Origin of the sequence: Ruegeria sp. R8_1 (assembly GCF_017743815.1) — a bacterium.
GTDB classification, from domain to species: domain Bacteria; phylum Pseudomonadota; class Alphaproteobacteria; order Rhodobacterales; family Rhodobacteraceae; genus Ruegeria; species Ruegeria lacuscaerulensis_A.
Window position 1 is genome coordinate 150,376 of the sequence record NZ_JAGHRL010000009.1, and the last position, 20,029, is coordinate 170,404.

The 20,029-nt window shown below is 57.8% G+C and carries 16 protein-coding genes and 1 pseudogene; 5 read left to right on the plus strand and 12 right to left on the minus strand.

Features of this window, described 5'->3' with window-relative positions; translation table 11 throughout:
- From J7380_RS18545 to J7380_RS18555, 3 genes are read left to right on the plus strand one after another with little or no spacing between them, the layout of a single operon-like run.
- The gene (locus tag J7380_RS18545; protein ID WP_209197709.1) at positions 1-1,752 is read left to right on the plus strand and encodes a type I secretion system permease/ATPase; all 1,752 of its coding nucleotides are present in this window, start codon (positions 1-3) and stop codon (positions 1,750-1,752) included.
- Positions 1,745-3,043: an HlyD family type I secretion periplasmic adaptor subunit gene (locus J7380_RS18550; protein WP_209197711.1), complete on the plus strand. Its 1,299-nt coding sequence runs from the start codon at positions 1,745-1,747 to the stop codon at positions 3,041-3,043. The genes J7380_RS18545 and J7380_RS18550 overlap by 8 nt, the downstream gene beginning before the upstream one ends.
- A gap of 49 nt (positions 3,044-3,092) precedes the next feature.
- Complete coding sequence (locus J7380_RS18555) at positions 3,093-3,992, plus strand: LysR family transcriptional regulator (protein ID WP_209197720.1); 900 nt, start codon at positions 3,093-3,095, stop codon at positions 3,990-3,992.
- Between the two features lie 400 nt (positions 3,993-4,392).
- Here the strand turns inward: J7380_RS18555 and cynS are convergent, their stop codons facing one another.
- Genes cynS through J7380_RS18575 form a run of 4 tightly spaced genes read right to left on the minus strand, consistent with a single transcriptional unit; the run spans position 4,393 to position 8,046 of the window.
- Positions 4,393-4,863 carry a cyanase gene (cynS, locus tag J7380_RS18560; protein WP_234899485.1) on the minus strand — a complete coding sequence of 157 codons (471 nt, stop codon included), beginning with the start codon at positions 4,861-4,863 and terminating at the stop codon, positions 4,393-4,395.
- Between the two features lie 39 nt (positions 4,864-4,902).
- Positions 4,903-5,805: an ABC transporter ATP-binding protein gene (locus J7380_RS18565; RefSeq protein ID WP_209197722.1), complete on the minus strand. Its 903-nt coding sequence runs from the start codon at positions 5,803-5,805 to the stop codon at positions 4,903-4,905.
- A 12-nt stretch (positions 5,806-5,817) separates the two neighbouring features.
- A complete protein-coding gene (ntrB, locus tag J7380_RS18570) occupies positions 5,818-6,654 on the minus strand; it encodes a nitrate ABC transporter permease (RefSeq protein ID WP_170355267.1) in 837 nt (278 codons plus the stop codon).
- Positions 6,655-8,046 (minus strand): CmpA/NrtA family ABC transporter substrate-binding protein, encoded by a 1,392-nt coding sequence (locus J7380_RS18575; RefSeq protein WP_209197724.1) that lies wholly within the window; start codon positions 8,044-8,046, stop codon positions 6,655-6,657.
- 214 nt (positions 8,047-8,260) lie between these two features.
- On the opposite strand from J7380_RS18575, the gene J7380_RS18580 reads away from it, so the two are divergent.
- Complete coding sequence (locus J7380_RS18580; protein WP_247742631.1) at positions 8,261-10,096, plus strand: sigma 54-interacting transcriptional regulator; 1,836 nt, start codon at positions 8,261-8,263, stop codon at positions 10,094-10,096.
- A 10-nt stretch (positions 10,097-10,106) separates the two neighbouring features.
- On the opposite strand, the pseudogene J7380_RS18585 reads toward J7380_RS18580, so the two are convergent.
- The 8 genes and pseudogenes from J7380_RS18585 to J7380_RS18625 form a co-directional block, all read right to left on the minus strand.
- Positions 10,107-10,466, minus strand: a pseudogene (locus tag J7380_RS18585) (DDE-type integrase/transposase/recombinase); the annotation flags it as partial.
- 351 nt (positions 10,467-10,817) lie between these two features.
- Positions 10,818-11,462: an ATP-binding cassette domain-containing protein gene (locus J7380_RS18595; RefSeq protein WP_209197735.1), complete on the minus strand. Its 645-nt coding sequence runs from the start codon at positions 11,460-11,462 to the stop codon at positions 10,818-10,820.
- Positions 11,456-12,253, minus strand: coding sequence for an ABC transporter ATP-binding protein (locus J7380_RS18600; RefSeq protein ID WP_209197738.1), 798 nt, complete (start codon positions 12,251-12,253; stop codon positions 11,456-11,458). Before J7380_RS18600 ends, J7380_RS18595 begins: the two co-directional genes overlap by 7 nt.
- A 1-nt stretch (position 12,254) precedes the next feature.
- Positions 12,255-13,226, minus strand: a complete 972-nt coding sequence (locus J7380_RS18605; protein WP_209197740.1) for a branched-chain amino acid ABC transporter permease — start codon at positions 13,224-13,226, stop codon at positions 12,255-12,257.
- A 2-nt stretch (positions 13,227-13,228) separates the two neighbouring features.
- The gene (locus tag J7380_RS18610; RefSeq protein WP_209197742.1) at positions 13,229-14,125 is read right to left on the minus strand and encodes a branched-chain amino acid ABC transporter permease; all 897 of its coding nucleotides are present in this window, start codon (positions 14,123-14,125) and stop codon (positions 13,229-13,231) included.
- 90 nt (positions 14,126-14,215) lie between these two features.
- Positions 14,216-15,511, minus strand: a complete 1,296-nt coding sequence (locus tag J7380_RS18615) for an ABC transporter substrate-binding protein (protein ID WP_209197744.1) — start codon at positions 15,509-15,511, stop codon at positions 14,216-14,218.
- Between the two features lie 46 nt (positions 15,512-15,557).
- Positions 15,558-16,610 (minus strand): alcohol dehydrogenase, encoded by a 1,053-nt coding sequence (locus tag J7380_RS18620; protein WP_209197759.1) that lies wholly within the window; start codon positions 16,608-16,610, stop codon positions 15,558-15,560.
- A gap of 51 nt (positions 16,611-16,661) precedes the next feature.
- Entirely contained in the window at positions 16,662-18,095 is a 1,434-nt protein-coding gene (locus tag J7380_RS18625; protein ID WP_209197761.1) for an aldehyde dehydrogenase family protein, read from the minus strand.
- Between the two features lie 337 nt (positions 18,096-18,432).
- On the opposite strand from J7380_RS18625, the gene J7380_RS18630 reads away from it, so the two are divergent.
- A complete protein-coding gene (locus J7380_RS18630) occupies positions 18,433-20,028 on the plus strand; it encodes a choline dehydrogenase (RefSeq protein ID WP_209197763.1) in 1,596 nt (531 codons plus the stop codon).
- Position 20,029 lies beyond the last annotated feature (1 nt).

The window sequence follows — 20,029 nt, forward strand, 5'->3', positions numbered from 1 at the left end:
ATGTCCCATAGTCCCCTCAAACGTACCGAGCTTGAGCAAGCGTTCCGTGCTGCTCGCCCGGGCCTTTTTGCCACCGGCGCCATCAGTATGGTGATCAACCTGACGATGTTGACCGGTCCTTTGTTTATGATCCTGGTCTACGACCGGGCACTGCCCAGCCAAAGCTACCAGACCCTGTTCGGTCTGAGCGTGTTGATGTTGGGGCTGTATCTTGTGTTCGGCGTGTTGTCTCTGGTCCGGTCGCGTATCCTGATCCGCATCGGCAACCGGCTGGGCAACACTCTGGAGAAACGCGTTTTCCAAGCGCAGATCGAACGATCGGTCAAAGAAGGTGGTGCCAAAGGGCGCGACGCCGTAGGTGACCTTGGAACGTTGCGAGACTTCATGGGCGGTTCGACCCCGGCCGTTATATTCGACGCGCCATGGACACCGATCTACCTTGGTTTTGCCTATCTTCTGCATCCCTGGCTGGGCTATGCCGGTTTGGCTGGCGTCGCGTTCCTGCTGGTTGTTGCCATGGTGAACAACGTTCTGACTCAGCGCGGTGTTGCACGAGCCAATCAATTCCTCACCCGCAGCAACCGCGTGCTGAATGACGTGTCACGTAACCATGAAGTGGCACATGCCATGCGGATGCGCGACGATCTATATGACCACTGGAACGGCCTGAACGGCCAGGCTCAAGTCAAACAAAGCCAGATCAGCGACATGGCGGCAACCCTGTCTTCGATCTCTCGTACTGTTCGTCTGGTCCTGCAGTCCGCAGTTCTGGGTCTGGGTGCGTATCTGGCGATTTCAGGTGATCTGAGTGCCGGTTCGATCATTGCCGCATCCGTTCTGGTCGGTCGCGCATTGGCCCCGGCCGAACAGGCGATCGGGAGCTGGCGTCAATATGTGCTGGCCACTGCCGCGCGCAAGCGACTGAATTCTCTTCTCGAGGATTACCCGCCGTCACAACCTTCGGTTCAGTTGCCTCAACCCCGCGGTGCTCTGGAACTGAAAAACGTTTTTGCTACAACCCCCGACGGTGCGTCTACCGTGTTGCGGAACGTATCGCTTGCGCTGGACCCGGGTGAAGTTCTGGCCGTCATCGGCCCCAGCGGATCAGGTAAGTCCACCCTCGCTCGCGTGATTGTCGGTACTTTGGAACCGAACCGAGGCAGCGTGCGGCTGGACGGCGCGGACATGAGCTATTGGAACGCGCTTCAACTGCGGGACTCGGTCGGTTACATGCCTCAGACTGTAGAACTGTTCGACGGAACGGTACGCGAGAATATCGCCCGCTTTCAGGCAGACGCATCTGACGAAGATGTCGTTGCAGCAGCGCAGGCGGCCAATGCTCACGACCTGATCCTGAAACTGCCCAATGCGTATGACACACCTCTGGGTGAAAGCGGTAGCGCATTGTCCGGGGGCGAGCGTCAGCGGATCGGATTGGCCCGGGTTCTGTATAAAAACCCATCGCTGATCGTGTTGGATGAGCCGAATTCCAATTTGGACGCGGCAGGTTCTGCGGCCTTGGCCATGACAATCGATCGCCTCAAAAGTAAGGGCCGTACCGTTGTCATGATTGCTCATCGTTTGGGCGCGCTGAACCAGGCTGACAAGGTGCTTGTCATGGATAACGGCATGGTTTCGGCCTACGGCCCGCGGGATGAAATCCTTCGGACGTACTCCGAAAACCGCAGCAAGAAATCAACCGAAAGCGCCGAGAATGCGGCACCAAAACGTGAGGGCAAGACCAATGCGTAACGCAAAGACAGCTCCGGCAGACAAGATCGGCAACTGGGTTCTTGTAGGTGTGGCAACCATGAGCCTGATGTTGGGCGGATTGGGCTACTGGTCGATGGCAACCCGGATCGACGGCGCCATTGTAGCCCCGGGCATGGTCGCGCTGGAGACAGATCGCCAAACGGTGCAGCATCTGGAAGGTGGCATCATCTATGAAATTCACGTGTCAGAAGACGACGCAGTCAAGCAAGGTCAGGTTCTTGTCAGCCTCGACACCACGCGTGAACAGGCGGAACTGAATGCGCTCAGCAGCCAGATCGCGTCCCTGACTGTCCGCAAGGCGCGTTTGCAGGCCGAGTTGAACGCGCAGGATTTCATGTCTTCCGCTGCAGAATTCGCCCAAACCGCAGACTATAAGGAGATTTTTGAAAGCGAAGCACAGCTGTTCGAAAGCCGCTCGATGGCCAAGCACGCGAACATAGCCCAGCTGGAAACTCAGAAAGAGGCCCTTTTGGCGCAGGTCGCAGGCTTGCGTAGCCAGATTAAGTCTCAAGAAGCGAACAAAGCGCTGACTCAGGAAGAACTCGAGACTGTTTCGGTTTTGAACGAAAAAGGCCTGGCGAACGTAACCCGTCTGCTTCAGGTCCGCCGGGCGGCACTGGATATCGAGGCCAGCCTGTCCACGAACACGGCTCAGATCGACAGTGTCATGGCACAGGTAGCCGAGGTGGAAAGTGCTTTGGTCAGTAACGCAGCAACCTCACGAGAAGAAGTGTCGACTGAATTGTCCGATGTCTCTCAACGGTTGCGTGAAGCGTTGGAGCGTAAAACAACGGCTGAGGATCGTATTGCCCGCAGCCAGATTCTTGCTCCGCTGGATGGCCGGGTTCTCAACCTTGGTTTTCACACAAAAGGTGGGGTTGTCGCTCCGGGTCAGGCGCTTATGGATATTGTGCCTGTGGCCGAGCAGCCCATCCTGATGGCCAACATTCCCGTCACAGAAATCGACCGTGTCGTGCCCGGTCAAGAAGCCCGCGTACGGCTGACCGCCTTCAACTTCAACCAAACTCCGGAATTAAATGGATCGGTAAAGTGGGTCTCGGCTGATACGCTTTCGGATCCCGCGACCGGCGCTGTCTACTACAGCGCTGAAGTGGAAATTCAGGAAGACGAGTTTTCAAAGATTGAAAACAAGGATCTGGTTCCCGGCATGCCCGTTGAAGTACTGGTTTCAACCGGAGAGCGCCTGGTCATCTCATACCTGTCGCGACCCATTCGTGACGCGATGACCAAGACATTCCGCGACGAATAAAAATCCTGCCCCGCCCGTTTATGGCGGGGCATGTCTACAGGCCAAAACAATGCGTATTTCACTAGAGGCTCTTGAGTCCTTTGCGATCTTGTGTCGGGTTAAATCCTATTCAAAAACCGCAAAAGAATTAGGGCGGTCCCAGCCAGCAATAAGCAATAGAATACGCTCGCTGGAAGCGTTGGTCGGGTTTGACCTGTTCGAAAACGGTGACGCCAGCTTAACCCTGACAGATAACGGCCGCGAATTGTTGGATTGCAGTCAAGAGATCCTCCGAAATGTCCATCGCATTCGCAGTATCTGCGATCCAGCGCGTATTCAGCCGGTTCAAATTTCCTTCGTGTCGACCGTCGAATCTTTCTTGAACCCTTACAAGATATTCAACTCAGGAACAGATGGCAGCCTGTCGTCCTTGTTTATCGAATTGCTGAATTCCGAAGACATCGAAAGCAAAATCAGGAGTTTGAAGAGAAACATCGCGTATACGGTGACTCAGGAGGACAATGCACCGCTTCTCAAGAAGAGCTGGCCGTTTACTATGCGGTGGATTTCAAACAAGGATTTTTCACTGAAAGAAAATATGAAGGGCTTTCAACTGCCGATAGTCGAGCTTTCGGATAACGCAAGATTTTCCAAGGTCTTTTATTCCAAACTCGAATCTTTGGGTATTGAGTATAAGCCAGTGTTTCGGGCAGAAGGGATCAGTACATATTTGAATGCCATTTCGGCCGGTGTCGGGATCGGATGTATTGGTGACTTATTTGTGGTTCATAAAATGAAGTCACGAAACCTGAGCTTTCTGGACGCGCAGATCGGAAATCTTGGGACATTTTACTTAAGCAGATTCAACGATGACGGCCTGTCCGCAGACGCGTTAAGAGCCGTTGGCATTTTCGACAAAGCTGTAAGCAACCAAAAATCTATACAAGATGACTACTATTCGACGGCCTAGATGGCGCAAGTTTCACGGATTCCTGGCGCAATACTGGTTTCACCGAACGGCGAAACCGACGGCAGGCAGAGTTCATTTCGACTAGATCGTTGGCTCTGTTGCTTTCTGGCAGATCGAGCGTAACTCTCGTGCCGCATGTTCGCAAAAGTCAGGTGCGGCAGACTGCGGCGTTCCAATCCCAAAATGTGCGTTCCCGATATAGCTTGTCGTGAACACGGTGCTCTCTTACTTGAACCAAGGTGCTTTATATCAAGACTGGGAAAAGAGCGTTCCTCAGATCGCTCTTTTCATCGCGCCGATTTCTGACTCGAGATACGTTCAGCCTAACGGAGGTAACACATCCGTAGACTAAGTCGTTAAGGCAGACCCCGAGCCAGCTTGCCCAAAAAGTTCATCCCTACTACCAGGAATTATAGGACAGGTATTTGCCGGACATCTCGACCTTGACGCGATCGCCTTTTTCATTCGGCACGCGCGTCACCTGCATGTCGAAATCAATTGCTGACATGATGCCAGTTCCGAATTTTTCTTCGATCAACGCTTTCAGTGTCGGGCCGTAAACGCCGACGATTTCGTAAAAGCGATAGATGCACGGATCAGTTGGCACGCTTTGTTCCCAGACCTTGGTGGGAGGCTCAGTCAAAACGCTGGCGGCCTCTTGCGGCAGGGCCATAAGCGCGACCAAGGCGTCGGCCTTGTCGGCGGGGAAGGCGTTCATGCCCATGCAGGCAGAATGGGTCCAGACCGGCGACATGTCGATCTTTTCAGCGATGCCTTCCCAGGTCAGTCCGGCTTGTTTCTTGGCCGACAGGATCATCATGGTGACATCTTCTTTGGTCATCATAGTTGGGATTTCGATTGTGTCTTTCATTGGGTTTCCTCCTGTTTGGAATGTCTGTTCCTGGCGCTTTCAATCATTGACCGCGCGCAGTTGCGGATTGCTCTGGTCCTCGGTCTTTTCGGCCGTCAGGTCGATGGTCACTGTTTCAGGGCGCTGAGCGTCACCGTCACTGGCCTGACCGGCCAGTTCCTTCGAGCGTTGTCCGAGGAATTGGACCAGATGGTTTCGGATTGCGTAGTAATTGGGGTGGTCAACGATCTCCGTGCGGGTACGAGGCCGGGGAATGGTGATCTCAACTGACTCCGCCACCCGTGCGAAGGGGCCATTGGTCATCAGCAGGATGCGGTCAGCCAGCAGGATTGCCTCATCTATGTCATGAGTGATCATGAACACGGTCTGCTCGGTTTCGCTCCAGACCTTCAGCAATTCGTCCTGAATGGTGCCGCGGGTCAGCGCATCCAGTGCGCCGAATGGCTCATCCAACAACAACAGCTTGGGCTGATTTGCAAAGGCCCGCGCGATCGAAACGCGCTGACGCATCCCACCCGAAAGCTGGCTGGGTTTACGATGAACCACATCGCCTTCAAGTCCGACTTTTGCCAGAAAGGCGCGGGCGTGTTCCTCGACCTTGGCAGCAGGCCAGTCGGGATAGCGCGCCTTCACGCCAAAAGTCACGTTTTTCAACGCCGACAACCATGGCAGCAGAGAGTAGTTCTGGAACACCACGCCGCGATCCAGCGAGGGGCCCGAGACCTCGAAGCCGTCCATCTTGACCACGCCCGAGCTGGGTTCGGCCAGCCCGGCTAAGATGTTCATAATTGTGGATTTGCCGCAGCCGGAATGGCCCAGAATACAGACGAACTCTCCTTTTTCGATGCCAAAGCTGGCGTTTTCGAACACGGTCAGGGTGCCCCCTTGACCGTCGGGGAATTGCTGAGTCAGCAATTCAATACTGAGAAACGGTTGGCTCATTTGAAACGCTCCTTACTCGGCATAGGCCACAGCGCGCTGCAGGTAGGCAAAGGCCGAATCCAGCAGCATGCCAACGACGCCGATCATGAGGATGGAAAAGATCACCGAGGTGAGGTCGAGATTGTTCCACTCGTTCCACACATAGTAGCCAATGCCGGTTCCCCCCACGAGCATCTCGGCCGCGACGATCACCAGCCATGCAATGCCGATGGATATGCGCATCCCGGTGATGATCGTGGGCGCAGCTGCGGGCAGGATGACGGTAAAGGCAGTGCGAAACGGCCCAAGTTCGTGCGTGCGTGCGACATTGACCCAGTCCTGACGGACCCCGGCCACACCAAAGGCGGTGTTGATCAGCATCGGCCAGATCGAGCAGATGAAGATCACGAATATCGCACTTGCCTCACTGTCCTGAATGATGAACAGCGCTAAGGGCATCCAGGCCAGCGGCGAAATAGGTCGCAACACCTGAATGAACGGGTTGAATGCCTTGTAGGCGACCTGACTCATCCCGATCAGGAACCCCAAGGGGATCGCCACGAGTGCAGCCATCAGGTAGCCGGTCAAAACGCGATAGATCGAATACCCGATCTGAATGCCGATCCCTTTGTCGTTGGGACCTGCGTCATAGAACGGGTTCGACAGTTGCTCCCACGCTTTGGCGAGGACCTGACTTGGAGGTGGCACACCCGCCTTGGGGGCACCGCCGCCGGTCAGCCGCTCGTATTCCGTGAGCTCTCCGGCAGCCTTCTGGGCGGGAATGGCGGCCTCCCAAATCAGAAGGCCGACCACCAGCATTACCACCGACAGCAGCGCCGCGCGCTGGTTCAGGGTTAGATTGTCCAACATTTACGAGGCTTTCCCGATTGCAAAGCTTTTGACATAGCCTTCGGGGTCTTTCGGATCGAAGGTCTTGCCCATGATGGTGTGGGATTTGTAGGTCACGTCCGGCGCGTCGTACCCCAGATCGGTCATGATCTTCTTGGCATCGGCAGCCAGATAGACCTGCTCGGCCACGCCCTTATAATCGACGTCGCCCTCAATGTACCCCCAGCGTTTCATCTGGGTCAGGATCCACACACCCATCGAGTGCCAGGGGAACGGGTCAAAGTCGATCCGGTCAGGTACGCGCTGCACTTCACCCAACCCGTCCGCATAGGTGCCCGTCAGAACCTGCTCGATCACCGGAACTGGTTGGTTCAGGTAGTTGGTCGGCGCGATGGCTTCCGAGATGTCCTTGCGGTTATCCGGGTTCGACGCGAATTGCGTGGCGTCGATGATCGACTTGAGCAAGGCGCCGTAGGTGTTAGGCAATTCGGTTGCAAAGCTTTGCGGCGCGGCAAAGGCGCAGCATGGGTGGCCCTCCCAGATGTCCTTGGTCAGAGTGTGGATGAACCCGATCCCTTCCCAAACGGCGCGCTGGTTGAACGGATCGGGCGAGAGATAGCCGTCGAGGTTCCCTGCGCGCAGGTTGGCAACCATCTCTGGCGGCGGCACCACGCGGATTTGGATATCGACATCGGGGTCCAGCCCGAACTCGGCCACATAGTAGCGCAGCAGGAAGTTGTGCATCGAGTATTCGAACGGCACGCCGAAGGTGAACCCTTTCCACTGGGCCGGGTCGCGCTTGTCCAGATGCTCGTTCGACAGCACGATGGCCTGCCCGTTGATGTTTTCAACGGCGGGCATAATGTAAGGCGTCGCGACCGATCCCGCGCCCATGGTCATCGCCAGCGGCATCGGGGTCAGCATGTGACTGGCGTCATATTCGCCTGACAGGGACTTGTCACGCGCCACGGCCCAGCCAGCCGTCTTGATAACCTGCGCGTTCAGACCGTAGCGTTCATAAAAACCCATCGGCTGCGCCATGATGATCGGTGTTGCGCAGGTGATAGGGACAAACCCAATATTCAGGTCGGTCTTTTCGGGAGTTCCCAGATTGTCCAGTATGGCTGCCTTGGCCTGATCCAGCGGAAAGACCGAAGCCAGTGCCGCAGCGGCCGTACCGCCCCCCAACATCCCCATGAAGGACCGACGATTGATGTCACTTTGACCAAAGATCGACCGCACAATTGCACTTTCGACGACACGCTCGGTCATCTGCTCGGCAGACATGAGTTCGGGTTCGGCGTGATCTTTGTCATGCCCGTGACCGGATAGGCATCCATCGCAGCCACAATCCGCGCCATGGCGCAAATCGGTCTTTTCTGAGAACGGGTTTCCGAGGCTCTTGGTCGTCATGATTTTCCCCTGTTTCGCTAGATTTGCGGCCATGGTGGCAGGGGTTCCGATCGCGAAACAGAGGGCGCTCAAAATTTGTGCGTCCTAAAAAATATATGTTTGTCAGTTGGTTATTGTGACTTCCCCCGGAAGAAAATTACGAGATTTCGTTAATTACGAAATCTCGTATTCTCGGACCGCGCTGCGGCATTACTTTGGTAGCATGACGCTCGATTTGCTTTCCTCCGATTCCCTACTGCAAGCCTTGCCCGAAGCAGCTTTGGTTCTGGACACGACGGCTGACCGAATTGTCGACTGGAATCGTCACGCCACCGATTTGCTGGGCGGCACGGTTCCGCTGCCATTTTCCTACTACTTGGGCGATGCGCTGCCTCAGTTTATCGTCTTCATGGAAGAGGTCGACCACCGGACCGAGGGCTGGACACGCGATGTGCCGCTGACAACAGCGCTTAAGGAGCCATTGCGCTGCGAATTGCGCGCCCGAATGATGCCCGGAAAACCGGGTTGGGTGATGATGACGATTTCCAATTTGGACATGCTGGATCGCAGGGCCGAACAAGCGGCCACGGCAGAGACCTTTCGAGGCGGCCTTGTCGAATGGCAGCGCACCCAAGGCTTCTTTGCCGAACTTGAACGTCAGAACCAACTTATCCTGAACGCGGCGGGTGAAGGAATCTATGGCGTCAATGCCGAGGGCAAAACCACATTCGTCAATCGCGCCGCGCAGGAAATGCTGGGATGGACGACCGAAGATCTGCTGGGAAAAGACATCCATTCCATGATTCACCATCACCACCTGAACGGTGAAATCTATCCCGCACGACAGTGTCCGATTTACCGTTCGTTCCGGTTTGAACAGGTGCACCGCATCGAGGACGAGGTGTTCTGGCGCAAGGACGGCAAGCCAATCCGTGTCGAATATGTTTCGACCCCTATTTATGATCAACAAGTTTTGGCGGGGGCTGTGGTCATCTTTCGTGACATTACTGAACGAAAAGAAAACGAACGAAAGCTGCGCGAAGCGTTAGACGAGGTTGCCGCCCTGCGCGACCGGCTGGAACAAGAGAACGCGTATCTGCAAGAAGCCATCACGTCCGAGCGTGCCCATCACGATATCATCGGAATATCTCCGGCGATCCGGCAAATCGTGACTCGCATTGATCTTGTAGCCGGAACAGACGCAACCGTTTTGATCTCGGGCGAAACGGGAACCGGCAAATCTTTAGTCGCGACCGAAATTCACAAGGCCAGCGCACGCGCCCGACGTCCGCTGATCCATTTCAAGTGCAGCTCTGTCGCGCCGGAGCAGGTCGAAGCGGAACTGTTCGGCCAAGTTCGCGGCGCCCCCAACGGGGCCACTCGGGACAAGCCCGGCAAGCTGGAGCTGGCCCATGGCGGGACCCTGTTTTTGGACGATGTCGAGGAACTACCACTTGAAATACAGGGAAAATTCCTGGCAGCGCTGCAAAATGGGAAAGTTCAGCGTCTTGGCGACACCCGGGAAAAGCCCATCGACATCCGGGTTATCGCCGCGACGGCATTGACCGAAGCACAGGCGCGTCGGGCGGACCGCATCCGCGAAGACCTATTTCTGTTTCTCAGTGTTTTTCCAATCACCTGCCCGCCACTGCGCGACCGCCCCGAGGATATCGCTCCACTATCGCTGCACTTGTTGAAAATTGCCTGCCGAAGACTGAACCGCCCGGTCCCTAAACTGACCGAACACGGTGTGCAAAAACTGTTAGGCTATAACTGGCCAGGAAATGTAAGGGAGCTCCACAACGTGATGGAGCGCGCCGCCATCGTATCGCAGGATGCAAAAATGGTGATCGAACTTGCCGGGCAAACCTTCGAAACCGCGTCGAACCCCACTGTACGTACCGAAGCGCAGATGCAGGACCTGATCCGCGCAAATCTAGTTTCTGCACTACGCGAAACTCGTGGTCAGGTTTCCGGAGCAAACGGAGCAGCCGCACTTTTGGGAATGAAGCCAACTACTCTGACTTCGCGCTTAAAAACCATGAGCATTACAGACAACGAATGGGAGTAACTAACTAGAGTCAGGACGGCGTTGCCAACTTTTTCGCGCGTGTTTGAGAGGGGTGGGGCCGGTTCCTGCCAGACGTTCGTTTCGGCAACATAACCTCCCAGGGGCCGAAAGCATCGGTTCTTGCGGGACGGAATGAGACGACGGAGAATTGATAGCGGCGAGGTCGAAAAACGGTGTTGAACTGGTCGTGGGTGGCAAGAAACCTTTGCGCCTGTCTTGGCGACTTAAAGCGCCCCCTGAGCTTTTAACGCTTTCGAATGGGTCTGTGTGATCCTTCGACCCGGTTGTTCAACCCCTTGTATGCTCGGCGAGCCGCGCCCGGTGCAAGATCACGGATCGGCTTGAAATAGCTTCGCAACTTGTCCCCAATCTGAGCTACCGGTACGCCCGGGAAGCAAGATCAACGGCCAAAGCGGGTGTCGGAGAGTGGATCGCGTTCTACAACCGAAAGTGTCCGCATTCCGCCCTTGGCGGTAAGTCGCCAGCCGTAGTTTATAGCGGCGGGAAAGTCTGGGCACCGGACAATGACAAAACTTATAGCGGCAAACTGCTGAACGGCGATGTGTTGACCATGTCCGGCTGTGTACCGGGCTGCGCCATCTGCCGCGGCAGCGATTTTACCCACATCAAGTAAGACATCAGGGCGGACATGTGCACCTGCCCGCCCTGATATGGACCTCTTGTCACCGGTTGACGTCAACCTGACAAGAGGTGGGGAGCCTCAGGTCTGACGTTCCACATGCCCGCGTTCGATCACAAAGACATCGTCGACCACGCTTTCTGAATGGGTGAAATCGGATTCGGCGATCAGCACGGTCAGGTTCTCGCGGCTGAGGTTTCCGATCACTTCCATCAGGCGTTTGGCCAATGCGGGGGCAACGCCTTCGAAAGGTTCGTCCAGTAACAAAAGGTTGGACCCCGACACCAGCGCCCGGCCCAAAGCGACCAGCTTTTGCTGACCGCCACTGAGCGTCATGGCCTTGCGGTCGGCAAACCGGGCGATCTCGGGCATCAGGTCGTAGACATAATCCAGCCGCGCGTGATCGGTGCTTTTGGTGGCCCAGAGCGGCACCAGAATATTCTCTTCAACGGTGAAATGCGGCACCAAACGCCGGTCTTCGGGCAGATACCCGATCCCCAAAGGCGCCCTCAGATGCGCCTTTTCCGTGTGCAGGTCGCGGTGGTTGAACTGAATACTGCCGCCCTGCGCGTCCAGAATCCCCATGATCGCGCGCATCAGCGTGGTCTTGCCCGCCCCGTTGCGCCCGATCAGCCCGCAGGTCTTGCCGGTCTGAATCTCAAGATTGACCGAACGCAGAATGGGAACGCGGTTGATCGACAGGTCCAGGTTTTCAATGCTCAGCATACCGGGGCCTCCGATCCGCCCGCTGCTGCGGGGTGTTTGCGGTGCAGCTCTGATCCGATCACGAATTCCTGTACCTTCTGGTCGTTCAACACATCGCGGGTGGGGCCGTCCGACAGGATCGTGCCCTCGTAAAAGGCGACGCAGCGTGGTGAAAAAGCCTCGACGATCTCCATGTCATGTTCGATGAACAGCACGGCCGTATTCGCCGATTTCAACGCCTGAATGAGGTTGGCCATGAACGCGACCTTTTCTTCGTTGCTGACCCCGCTGGTGGGTTCATCCAAAAACAGCAGCTTTGGGTTGGACACGGTGGCCATGGCGATATCCACCAGCTTGCGCACACCCTGCGGAAGGACCGTGATTTCATCAGCGGCGTATGCGTCGACACCAAACTTTTTCAGCAACGTGTGGGCTGCTTCCTCCAGTTGCGGAGACAGCGCCGGGCGCAGCAAGGCCGGGCGCGCATTGCCTGCGATGGTCAACGCGATCTGGACGTTTTCGATCACCGTCAACTCGGGAAAAAGCTGCGGGATCTGGAATGACCGGCACAGCCCCATGCGCGTGATCTTGCGGGTCGAAAGCCCGGTTATGTCGCGCCCGTCGAACAGGATCTGCCCGGATGAGGGTTTGAGATACCCGGTGGCCATATTGACAAACGTGGTCTTGCCCGCCCCGTTCGATCCGATCACGCCCAGAACCTCGCCGGCATGGATCGAAATGTTGATATCCCGCGCGGCACAGACCGGGCCAAAGTGTTTTTCAAGCTTTTTGGTTTCAAGAATGGCGGTCATGTCATTCACCCGCGTGTTCTGTGCCCGCAGACCGGGCGGATTTGGACTTGCGTCGGGCCACCAGCGACCAAAGGCCGTGTGGCAGGAAAATGATGATCAGCAACATCACAGAGCCAAGGATCATCTGCCACGTGTTCGGCGACAGCTCGACCGCATAGATGCGCAGAATTTCCAGCAGGAATGTGCCGATCATCGGTGCAGCCACACTGCCGGTGCCCGACAGGATGGCGGCAAAGACGAACTGTCCCGACGTGGTCCAGTTGGTCATTTCCGGATCGACATGCCCCAGTGCCAGCGCCCACAGCACCCCGCCCAGCGAGGACACGACCGCAGCCACCATATAGGTCACATGCACCACCTGATGCGCCGAGGCCCCCAGATATTCCACCCGCAGCTCGTTTTCGCGGATCGCCTCATTCACATAGCCAATCGGGCTTTTGAGGACGCGGTTCAGGATCACAGCGCATCCGGTGGCGATCACGCAGGTCAGCGCGAACAGAACGACGAACGCCTGATTTTCATCCGGGTGCCAGCCCAGATAGCTGGGCGATGGCAGGTTGAACCCATCGGTACTGCCCAGGGATTCTGTCCGCGACAACAGCCCGAACATGATCATCGACACCGCAAGGCTGAGCATCGCAAAAAAGATCTCGCGATAGCGGCGCAGCAAAAAGCCCAGCACAAAAGACAATGCCAGCGCCGCCAGCACCCCAAGCGCCAACAGCACGAACAGGTCGGTGATGCCCAGAAACTTGGCGGCCAGACCGGCCGTATAGCCGCCCACGCAGAAATAAAGCCCCTGCCCGAACGACACCAGACCCGCGCGCATCTGCACCATCACGCCCAGAGCCACCAGACCGGTCCCCAGCGAGACCTGAACATAATTCACCACCCATTTCGGCAGCACAAAGGCCAGCGCGATCAGGATCGGAAGGGCCACAAGCAGCCCGATTTCGGTTGGATCACGACGCATGATTAAATCTTTCTGCTTTCAGCCAGCGCAAACAGCCCATAAGGCTTGACCGCAAGGACACCGGCCATGGCCAGGTAGATCGAGAACAGCTCGGCCGGCGGATAGAGATGGACCGAGGCGGCACGGGCGAACCCGACAATCAGCGCGCCGATCATTGCCCCTTCGATCGACCCCATGCCACCGATCACGATCACGGCAAAGGACAGGATGACAATCTCGGCCCCGATCCCCGGCGAGACCGAGATTTCGGGCGCGGTAATCGCCCCGCCAAGCGCGCCCAGCGTCGCGCCCACGATGAAGGTCACGGTGAAAAACCGGGTCACGTTGATCCCCAGCGCACCGCTGATTTCACGATCTTCGATGACAACCAGCAACAGCCGCCCGACACGGGTTTTGCCCAGCACAACGAACAGGGCCGCGCCCACAAGGAAAGCGGTGCCGATGGTGATGAATTTGTAGACAGTGTACGGAATGCCAAAGATGTCGATGGTGCCAAAATGATAGGCAGGTTGCCACGCCACATAGGATTCCGTGCCCCAAATCAGCTTGGTCGCGTCCTCCAGGATCAGGAACACCGCATAGGTCACCAGAACCATCAGAACCTCTTCGCGCCCATACATGAACCGCAACACACCGCGCTCGACCAGCAACCCGCTGAGCGTTCCGGCAATCAGGGCCGCCACAGGGATCAGCAGGAATGTCCCGATCACGGGCGCGCCCGTCGACATGTAGACCCCGATGATCCAGGCCGCGCTATAAGCCCCGATGGCGTAGAACGCACCATGGGCGATGTTGAGGATGCGCATCACGCCGAAAACCAGCGTCAGGCCAACCGATGAAAGGAACAGCCAGGACGCAAATCCCAGCCCGTCAACACTTATCGCGACGAGTGTCTGCACCATTACCTCCAGAAGTGAATTGCGTGGGGGAGGGTTGCGGATCAGGCAAAGCGCACCCTGCCTGATCCAAACGGGTTTCGCATGATCTGCTTAGTTGCAGACAGCGCCTTCCAGGCCGCTTTCGACCCATTCGATCGACCCCACACCTTTGGGCGGGTTTACACAGCTGGCCGGATACAGGCGGATATTTTCGACCGTGCCCGCACCTGTGTCCTTGTTGAATTTATAGGTGCCGTAGGAAATCCCCAGAACCGCCTGGTGGCCGTTGCTCAGCCCCATTTCGACCGGGCCGGCGGGGCTGTCATAGGTCAGACCCTTCAGCGCCTGACGGATCGCCTCGGGGTCGGCACTGCCCGCTTTGTCAGCTGCCGCCTTGACGGCGAGAATGGCCTGCACTTGCTGATAGACAGCGCTGTTGGGGTGCACGCCATGCGCCTCTTGATAGGCCGCCTTCAGCCAGTCGTTCAGTGCATTGTCCGGGGCCAGAACGCCATACGGCCCGCGCGCGCCGATGATCGCGCCATCCGGGATCTTGTCGCCCAGCGTGTCGATGATCGTGTCCCCGACGGTCAGAACCGGAACCTGTTCGCGGAACAGCCCGCGACCCGTGCCCTGCAGGACAAACGCCTCAAGATCGCCACCCCAGAAACTGGTATGTACAAGCTGCGCCTTGGAGGACAGCAGCGATGTGATCTCAGAGCCGTATTGGCCGGCAAAGACCTTGGGGAACTGTTCGTTCACGATCTCTAGATCGGCGTTCAGATTGGTCACCGACTGCGAAAAGTCACGCCAGGAATCCTGCCCCCAGGCATAGTTTTGGTTAATGCCTGACAGGGTGGTCGCGCCGGGCATGATCTCGGCCACGTAACGTGCTGCACCGACACTGTCGCTGGTGGCGTGGCTGATGGTGCGGAAGCTGTATTCGGGCGCGGTCACGACCTCTTCGTAGACTTGCGGCGTGCCGCAGGTGGAAAAGACCGTCAGCGCCTTTTCTTCCTCGGCCAGCGGGGCCATCGCCTTGCAGTTGCCCGACGAGACATAGCCAACGATGGCCGAAACACCGTCTTTGTTGACCAGTTTCTTGTAGTCGGCTGACTTCTGTTTGCTGTTCTCATCCACGTAGATCGCTTCGATCTGCTGACCGCCAATGCCCGGCGTGTCATAAGGCGCAGGCAAACTGCCCGCGTTGATCGCTTCGATCAGCAGTTCGGATGCTTTTTGCTGTGGAATACCGACCGATCCGGCGGCGGGGCCGGACAGGAACGTGATGATCCCCATCTTGAACGTGTCTTCGGCCAGAACTGGCCCGGCCGTCGCCACTACGCCGCCCAGGGCCAGCCCGAACAGGCCGCCAAAGGACGTGGTATTCTTGTTCCGATTAGTCATGTTTCCTCCCTTTCGTATTGCGTTGTGACCGCGTCCTGCCCCCTTCTCAGGGCACAAGGATCGACCGGCCCACGGTTTTTCCGTCGCGCAGCTCCATAAGTGCGTCATTGGCTTCGGACAGAGGCCGCTCGGTCACGGGCACGGGCGTCAGAGCCCCCGATTGCGCGATGGCGACCACATCTTTGAGATCCTGCAAATTGCCCACCCAGCTGCCCTGAATATGCAGCGGACGCATGGGGAAATAGGGCAGCGGCACGGACAGCCTGCCGCCATACAGCCCGCAGATCACCACATGGGCGGCGCGGGCCACAACCGACAGAGCGAAATTCACGCTGGCTTCGGCCCCGACCAGATCAAGCACCGCCAGCGCGCCTCCACCGGTCAGTTCGGTGATCTGCGCCACCGCGTCCTTGGCAGAGGAGTTGACGACAGCCAGGGCCCCGGCCTCTTTGGCGACGGCCAATTTGGCATCATCCAGATCAACCATGATGGCGCCCTTGAACCCCATGGCCGAGACCAGCGACAGAGCCATGAACCCCAACCCTCCGGCCCCGATGATCACCAGCGGTTCTTCGTTCAAAATGTCCCCGAATTTGCGGATCGCGCCATAGGTGGTGACGCCCGAGCACGCCAGAACAGCAGCCTGAGACGGATCTAGATCGCCGATATCGACACAGAATTTGGGATGCGCCACGATGACATATTCGGCATAGCCGCCGGGTTGCTGAATGCCTTTGAAACTGGCCGTCAGGCACAGGTTTTCGTCACCCCGCGCGCAGGTCGGACAATTGTCGCAACCGGTCCAAGGATGCACCACGCAGACGCGCCCGACATGGTCCTCTCCGGCGTCGGGGCCTGCAGCCACAATCTGCCCGGTGATTTCATGGCCCGGCGTGATCGGCGGATGAATGCCCCGATCCGCCATCTGCAGGGTCTCGCCCTCGCCCAGATGATAGCAGCCTTCCCAGACATGCAGATCGGTGTGACACACACCCGACCGGGTGATCTTGACCAGCACCTGCGTCCCGGTCAGGTCCGGCAATTCGGTTTCGACAGGCACAAGCGGCCTGTTATGTTCCAAAACGCTGTAGCTGCGCATGCGCTCTCCTCCCAAGCCGGAGGGCTGGCCGAGACCAGCCCCGACAGGTCGTCAGGTCCAGCCGGACACGACCTTGACCTCCAGAAAATCCTCCATCCCGAAGGTGCCGCCCTCGCGGCCATTGCCGGATTGCTTCATGCCCCCAAACGGAGCCCCCGCCCCACGGCGCACGCCGTTGGCCTCGACCATGCCCGAACGCAGCTGACGCGACATGCGTTTGAGTTTTTCGGCATCTGTGGTCTGGATGTAATTGGCCAGGCCGAACTCGGTATCATTGGCCATGCTGACGGCCTCCGCCTCGTCCGAGAATTTCATCATCGCCAGAACCGGGCCAAAGATTTCCTCACGCGCGATGCGCATGTCGGGCGTGACATCGGCAAAGACGGTCGGGCGCACATAGAACCCGCGATTGACGCCATCCGGTCGACCCGGACCGCCCGCAACAAGGCGCGCACCCTCGTCGATGCCAGACTGGATCAAATCCTGAATCTTGTCGAATTGCGCCCGGTTGACCACCGGTCCGATATGCGCGCCGTGTTCGCTGGCTGGGCCCGTGGGGATGCTGTTGCACACTTCGGCCGCCGTTTGCACGGCCGCATCATAGGCGCTGTCTTCGACGATCATCCGGCTGGGCGCGATACAGGACTGGCCGGAATTCACCATCATATAGCGCACTCCGCGTTCAACCGCGGCGTCATCCGCATCGGCAAAGACCAGATTGGCGCCTTTGCCGCCCAGCTCAAGATGCACCCGCTTGAGGTTCTCGACCGCATTGATCGACACGGCCTTTCCCGCGCGGCCCGATCCCGTCAGGCTGATCGCATCGATATCGGGATGTTTGGCCAGCGCAGTGCCCACGCCCGGCCCGTCACCGTTGATCAGGTTGAACACGCCCGGCGGGAAGCCTGCTTCGTGGATCATATCGGCCAGCAGCATGGCGCTGATCGGGCTTTCCTCAGACGGCTTCAGGATCATCGTGTTACCGGTCACGATGGCCGCCCCCACCTTGAGCGAGATCTGGTTCATCGGCCAGTTCCACGGCGTGATCAGTGCGCAAACCCCGACGGGTTCGCGGATGATCCAGCTGTCGGGCGCGTGATCGCCCAGAGGCTCTTCGAACACGAAGTCCCGCGCGACCTTGGCAAAGGTACTCAGGTGCAGGGTACCCATGGCCACATGCATATTGGTGGCAAAATCAATCGGTGCGCCCATTTCAAGGCTGATGGCCTGCGCCATCTCGTCCTTGCGACCGTTGTAGATGTCGATCAGTTTTTCCAGAAGGGCGACGCGATCCTCGATCGGGGTAGCCATCCAGCCCGGAAACGCCGCCCGCGCCGCTGATACCGCCCGGTCAACATCGGCCTGATTGCCCAAAGAAATCAGGCTGCACGGCTCTTCGGTCGTTGGGTTGATAACGTGGTGATCCTGCGGTGCGTCAGGCGCGACCCATGCGCCATCGATATAGAATTCGCGTCTTTCAATCATGTGATTTGTCCTCCCAGAGAAACAGGCAGAGCCCGCCGGAAAACCGGTACTTTCCGAGAAGTTAATCGCATTCTTATTTATTAGTAATTGCCGTTTATGGCATAGTATTCATGCATTTATGAATGACTAAATTACGTATCCCGATCCGAATCCGGCAGGTTCCAACCATGTGCGTGGACCGACATCCAATGGACGCGGCATATTTATCATTCAAAATTGAATGTTTGGGTGGCTGAGCTGTTTAGATAGGCTTTTGTTGTATGCACCTGTCCGGGCAACTTGCGGCTGTCCGGGTTTCAGGTGGTAAATGGCACCTGCCCCAAGACCGAGTACAAGAATGGACGCTGACTATATCATCATCGGGGCGGGTTCCGCCGGATGTGTGCTGGCCAACCGGCTGAGCGCGGACCCGAAAACACAGGTTATCCTGCTTGAGGCGGGCGGCAGGGACATCAGCCCCTTTATTCACGCCCCTGCCGGTTTTCTGAAACTGATCCGCAACCCGAAATATAACTGGTGCTATTCCGCTGAACCCGATCCGGGCGCGAACGGGCGCGAGATTTACTGGCCGCGCGGCAAAACGCTGGGCGGGTCTTCGGCGATCAACGGGTTGCTTTATGTGCGCGGTCATCCCTCTGATTTCGACCGCTGGCGGCAAATGGGGAACGAAGGCTGGGGCTGGGACGATGTGCTGCCCCTGTTCAAACGGTCCGAAGACTATGATCGCGGTGCCTCGGATCTGCGCGGCGGCGGTGGAGAGCTTGCAGTCACCGACGCCAAAATGCGCCACCCGCTCAGTGAAAAATGGATCGAGGCCGCCCAATCCGCCGGGTTCCGCCGCACGCCCGACTATAACGGGGCCGATCAGGAAGGGTTCGCCTTTTTCCAGACCACGATTGACGACGGCAAGCGCGCCAGCACGGCCAACGCTTTCCTCAAACCGGTGAAATCACGCCCGAACCTGCGCGTCATTACCCATGCACATGTGCAAAACCTTGTTCTTGAGGGAAAGCTCTGCTCTGGGGTCGTATACAAGACCCGCGCGGGCAAACGCGTCACGCTGAAGGCCGCGCGCGAGGTCATATTGTCGGCGGGCACCATCGGGTCGCCGCAGATCCTTATGTTGTCCGGCATCGGAGCGCAGGACCATCTGCGGGAAAACGATGTCGAGGTCCGGCATGACCTGTCGGGTGTCGGTCAGGGGATGCAGGATCACTTGAACTCGAAACTGGTGTTTGAAAGCACCGATCCCACCTATAACCGCGACGGGCGTTCGATGATCCGGCAGGGGCTGATTGCCGCGCGCTATTATCTGGGCGGGCGCGGGGGGCCATTGTCGATGCCCGCGGCGGATGCAACGGGCTTTGTGAAAACCCGGCCTGATTTGCACGCGCCGGATGTGCAATTCCATTTCCAGCCGTTTTCCTATGATCTGCAGGGCCAGATTCACCCGTTTTCGGGCTTTACCATCACCGCCTGCCAACTGCGGCCGGAAAGCCGGGGCCAGATTCGCCTGAACGGGCCCGATCCGGACACGGCCCCGAAAATTCACCCCAACTACCTGTCCAGCGAGACCGATTGCCGGACCATGGTCGAAGGGGTGCGCCTCGCCCGCCGCATCGCGGCCCAAAACCCGCTGGCCGAGCGTATCGCCGCCGAGTACCAGCCCGGCGAGGGCGTGGCCTCGCAGGATTATGATGCGGTGCTGGATTGGGTGCGCAACCACGCGACAACGATCTATCACCCTTCGGGCACCTGCAAGATGGGTCCGGGGCCGGACGCAGTGGTGAATGCGCAACTAAAAGTGCATGGGATTCAGAGACTGCGGGTCGTGGATTGTTCGATCATGCCGGAACTGGTCTCGGGCAACACCAACGCAGCCACGATCATGATCGCCGAAAAAGCCAGCCAGATGATCCTTGATGACCGCTGAG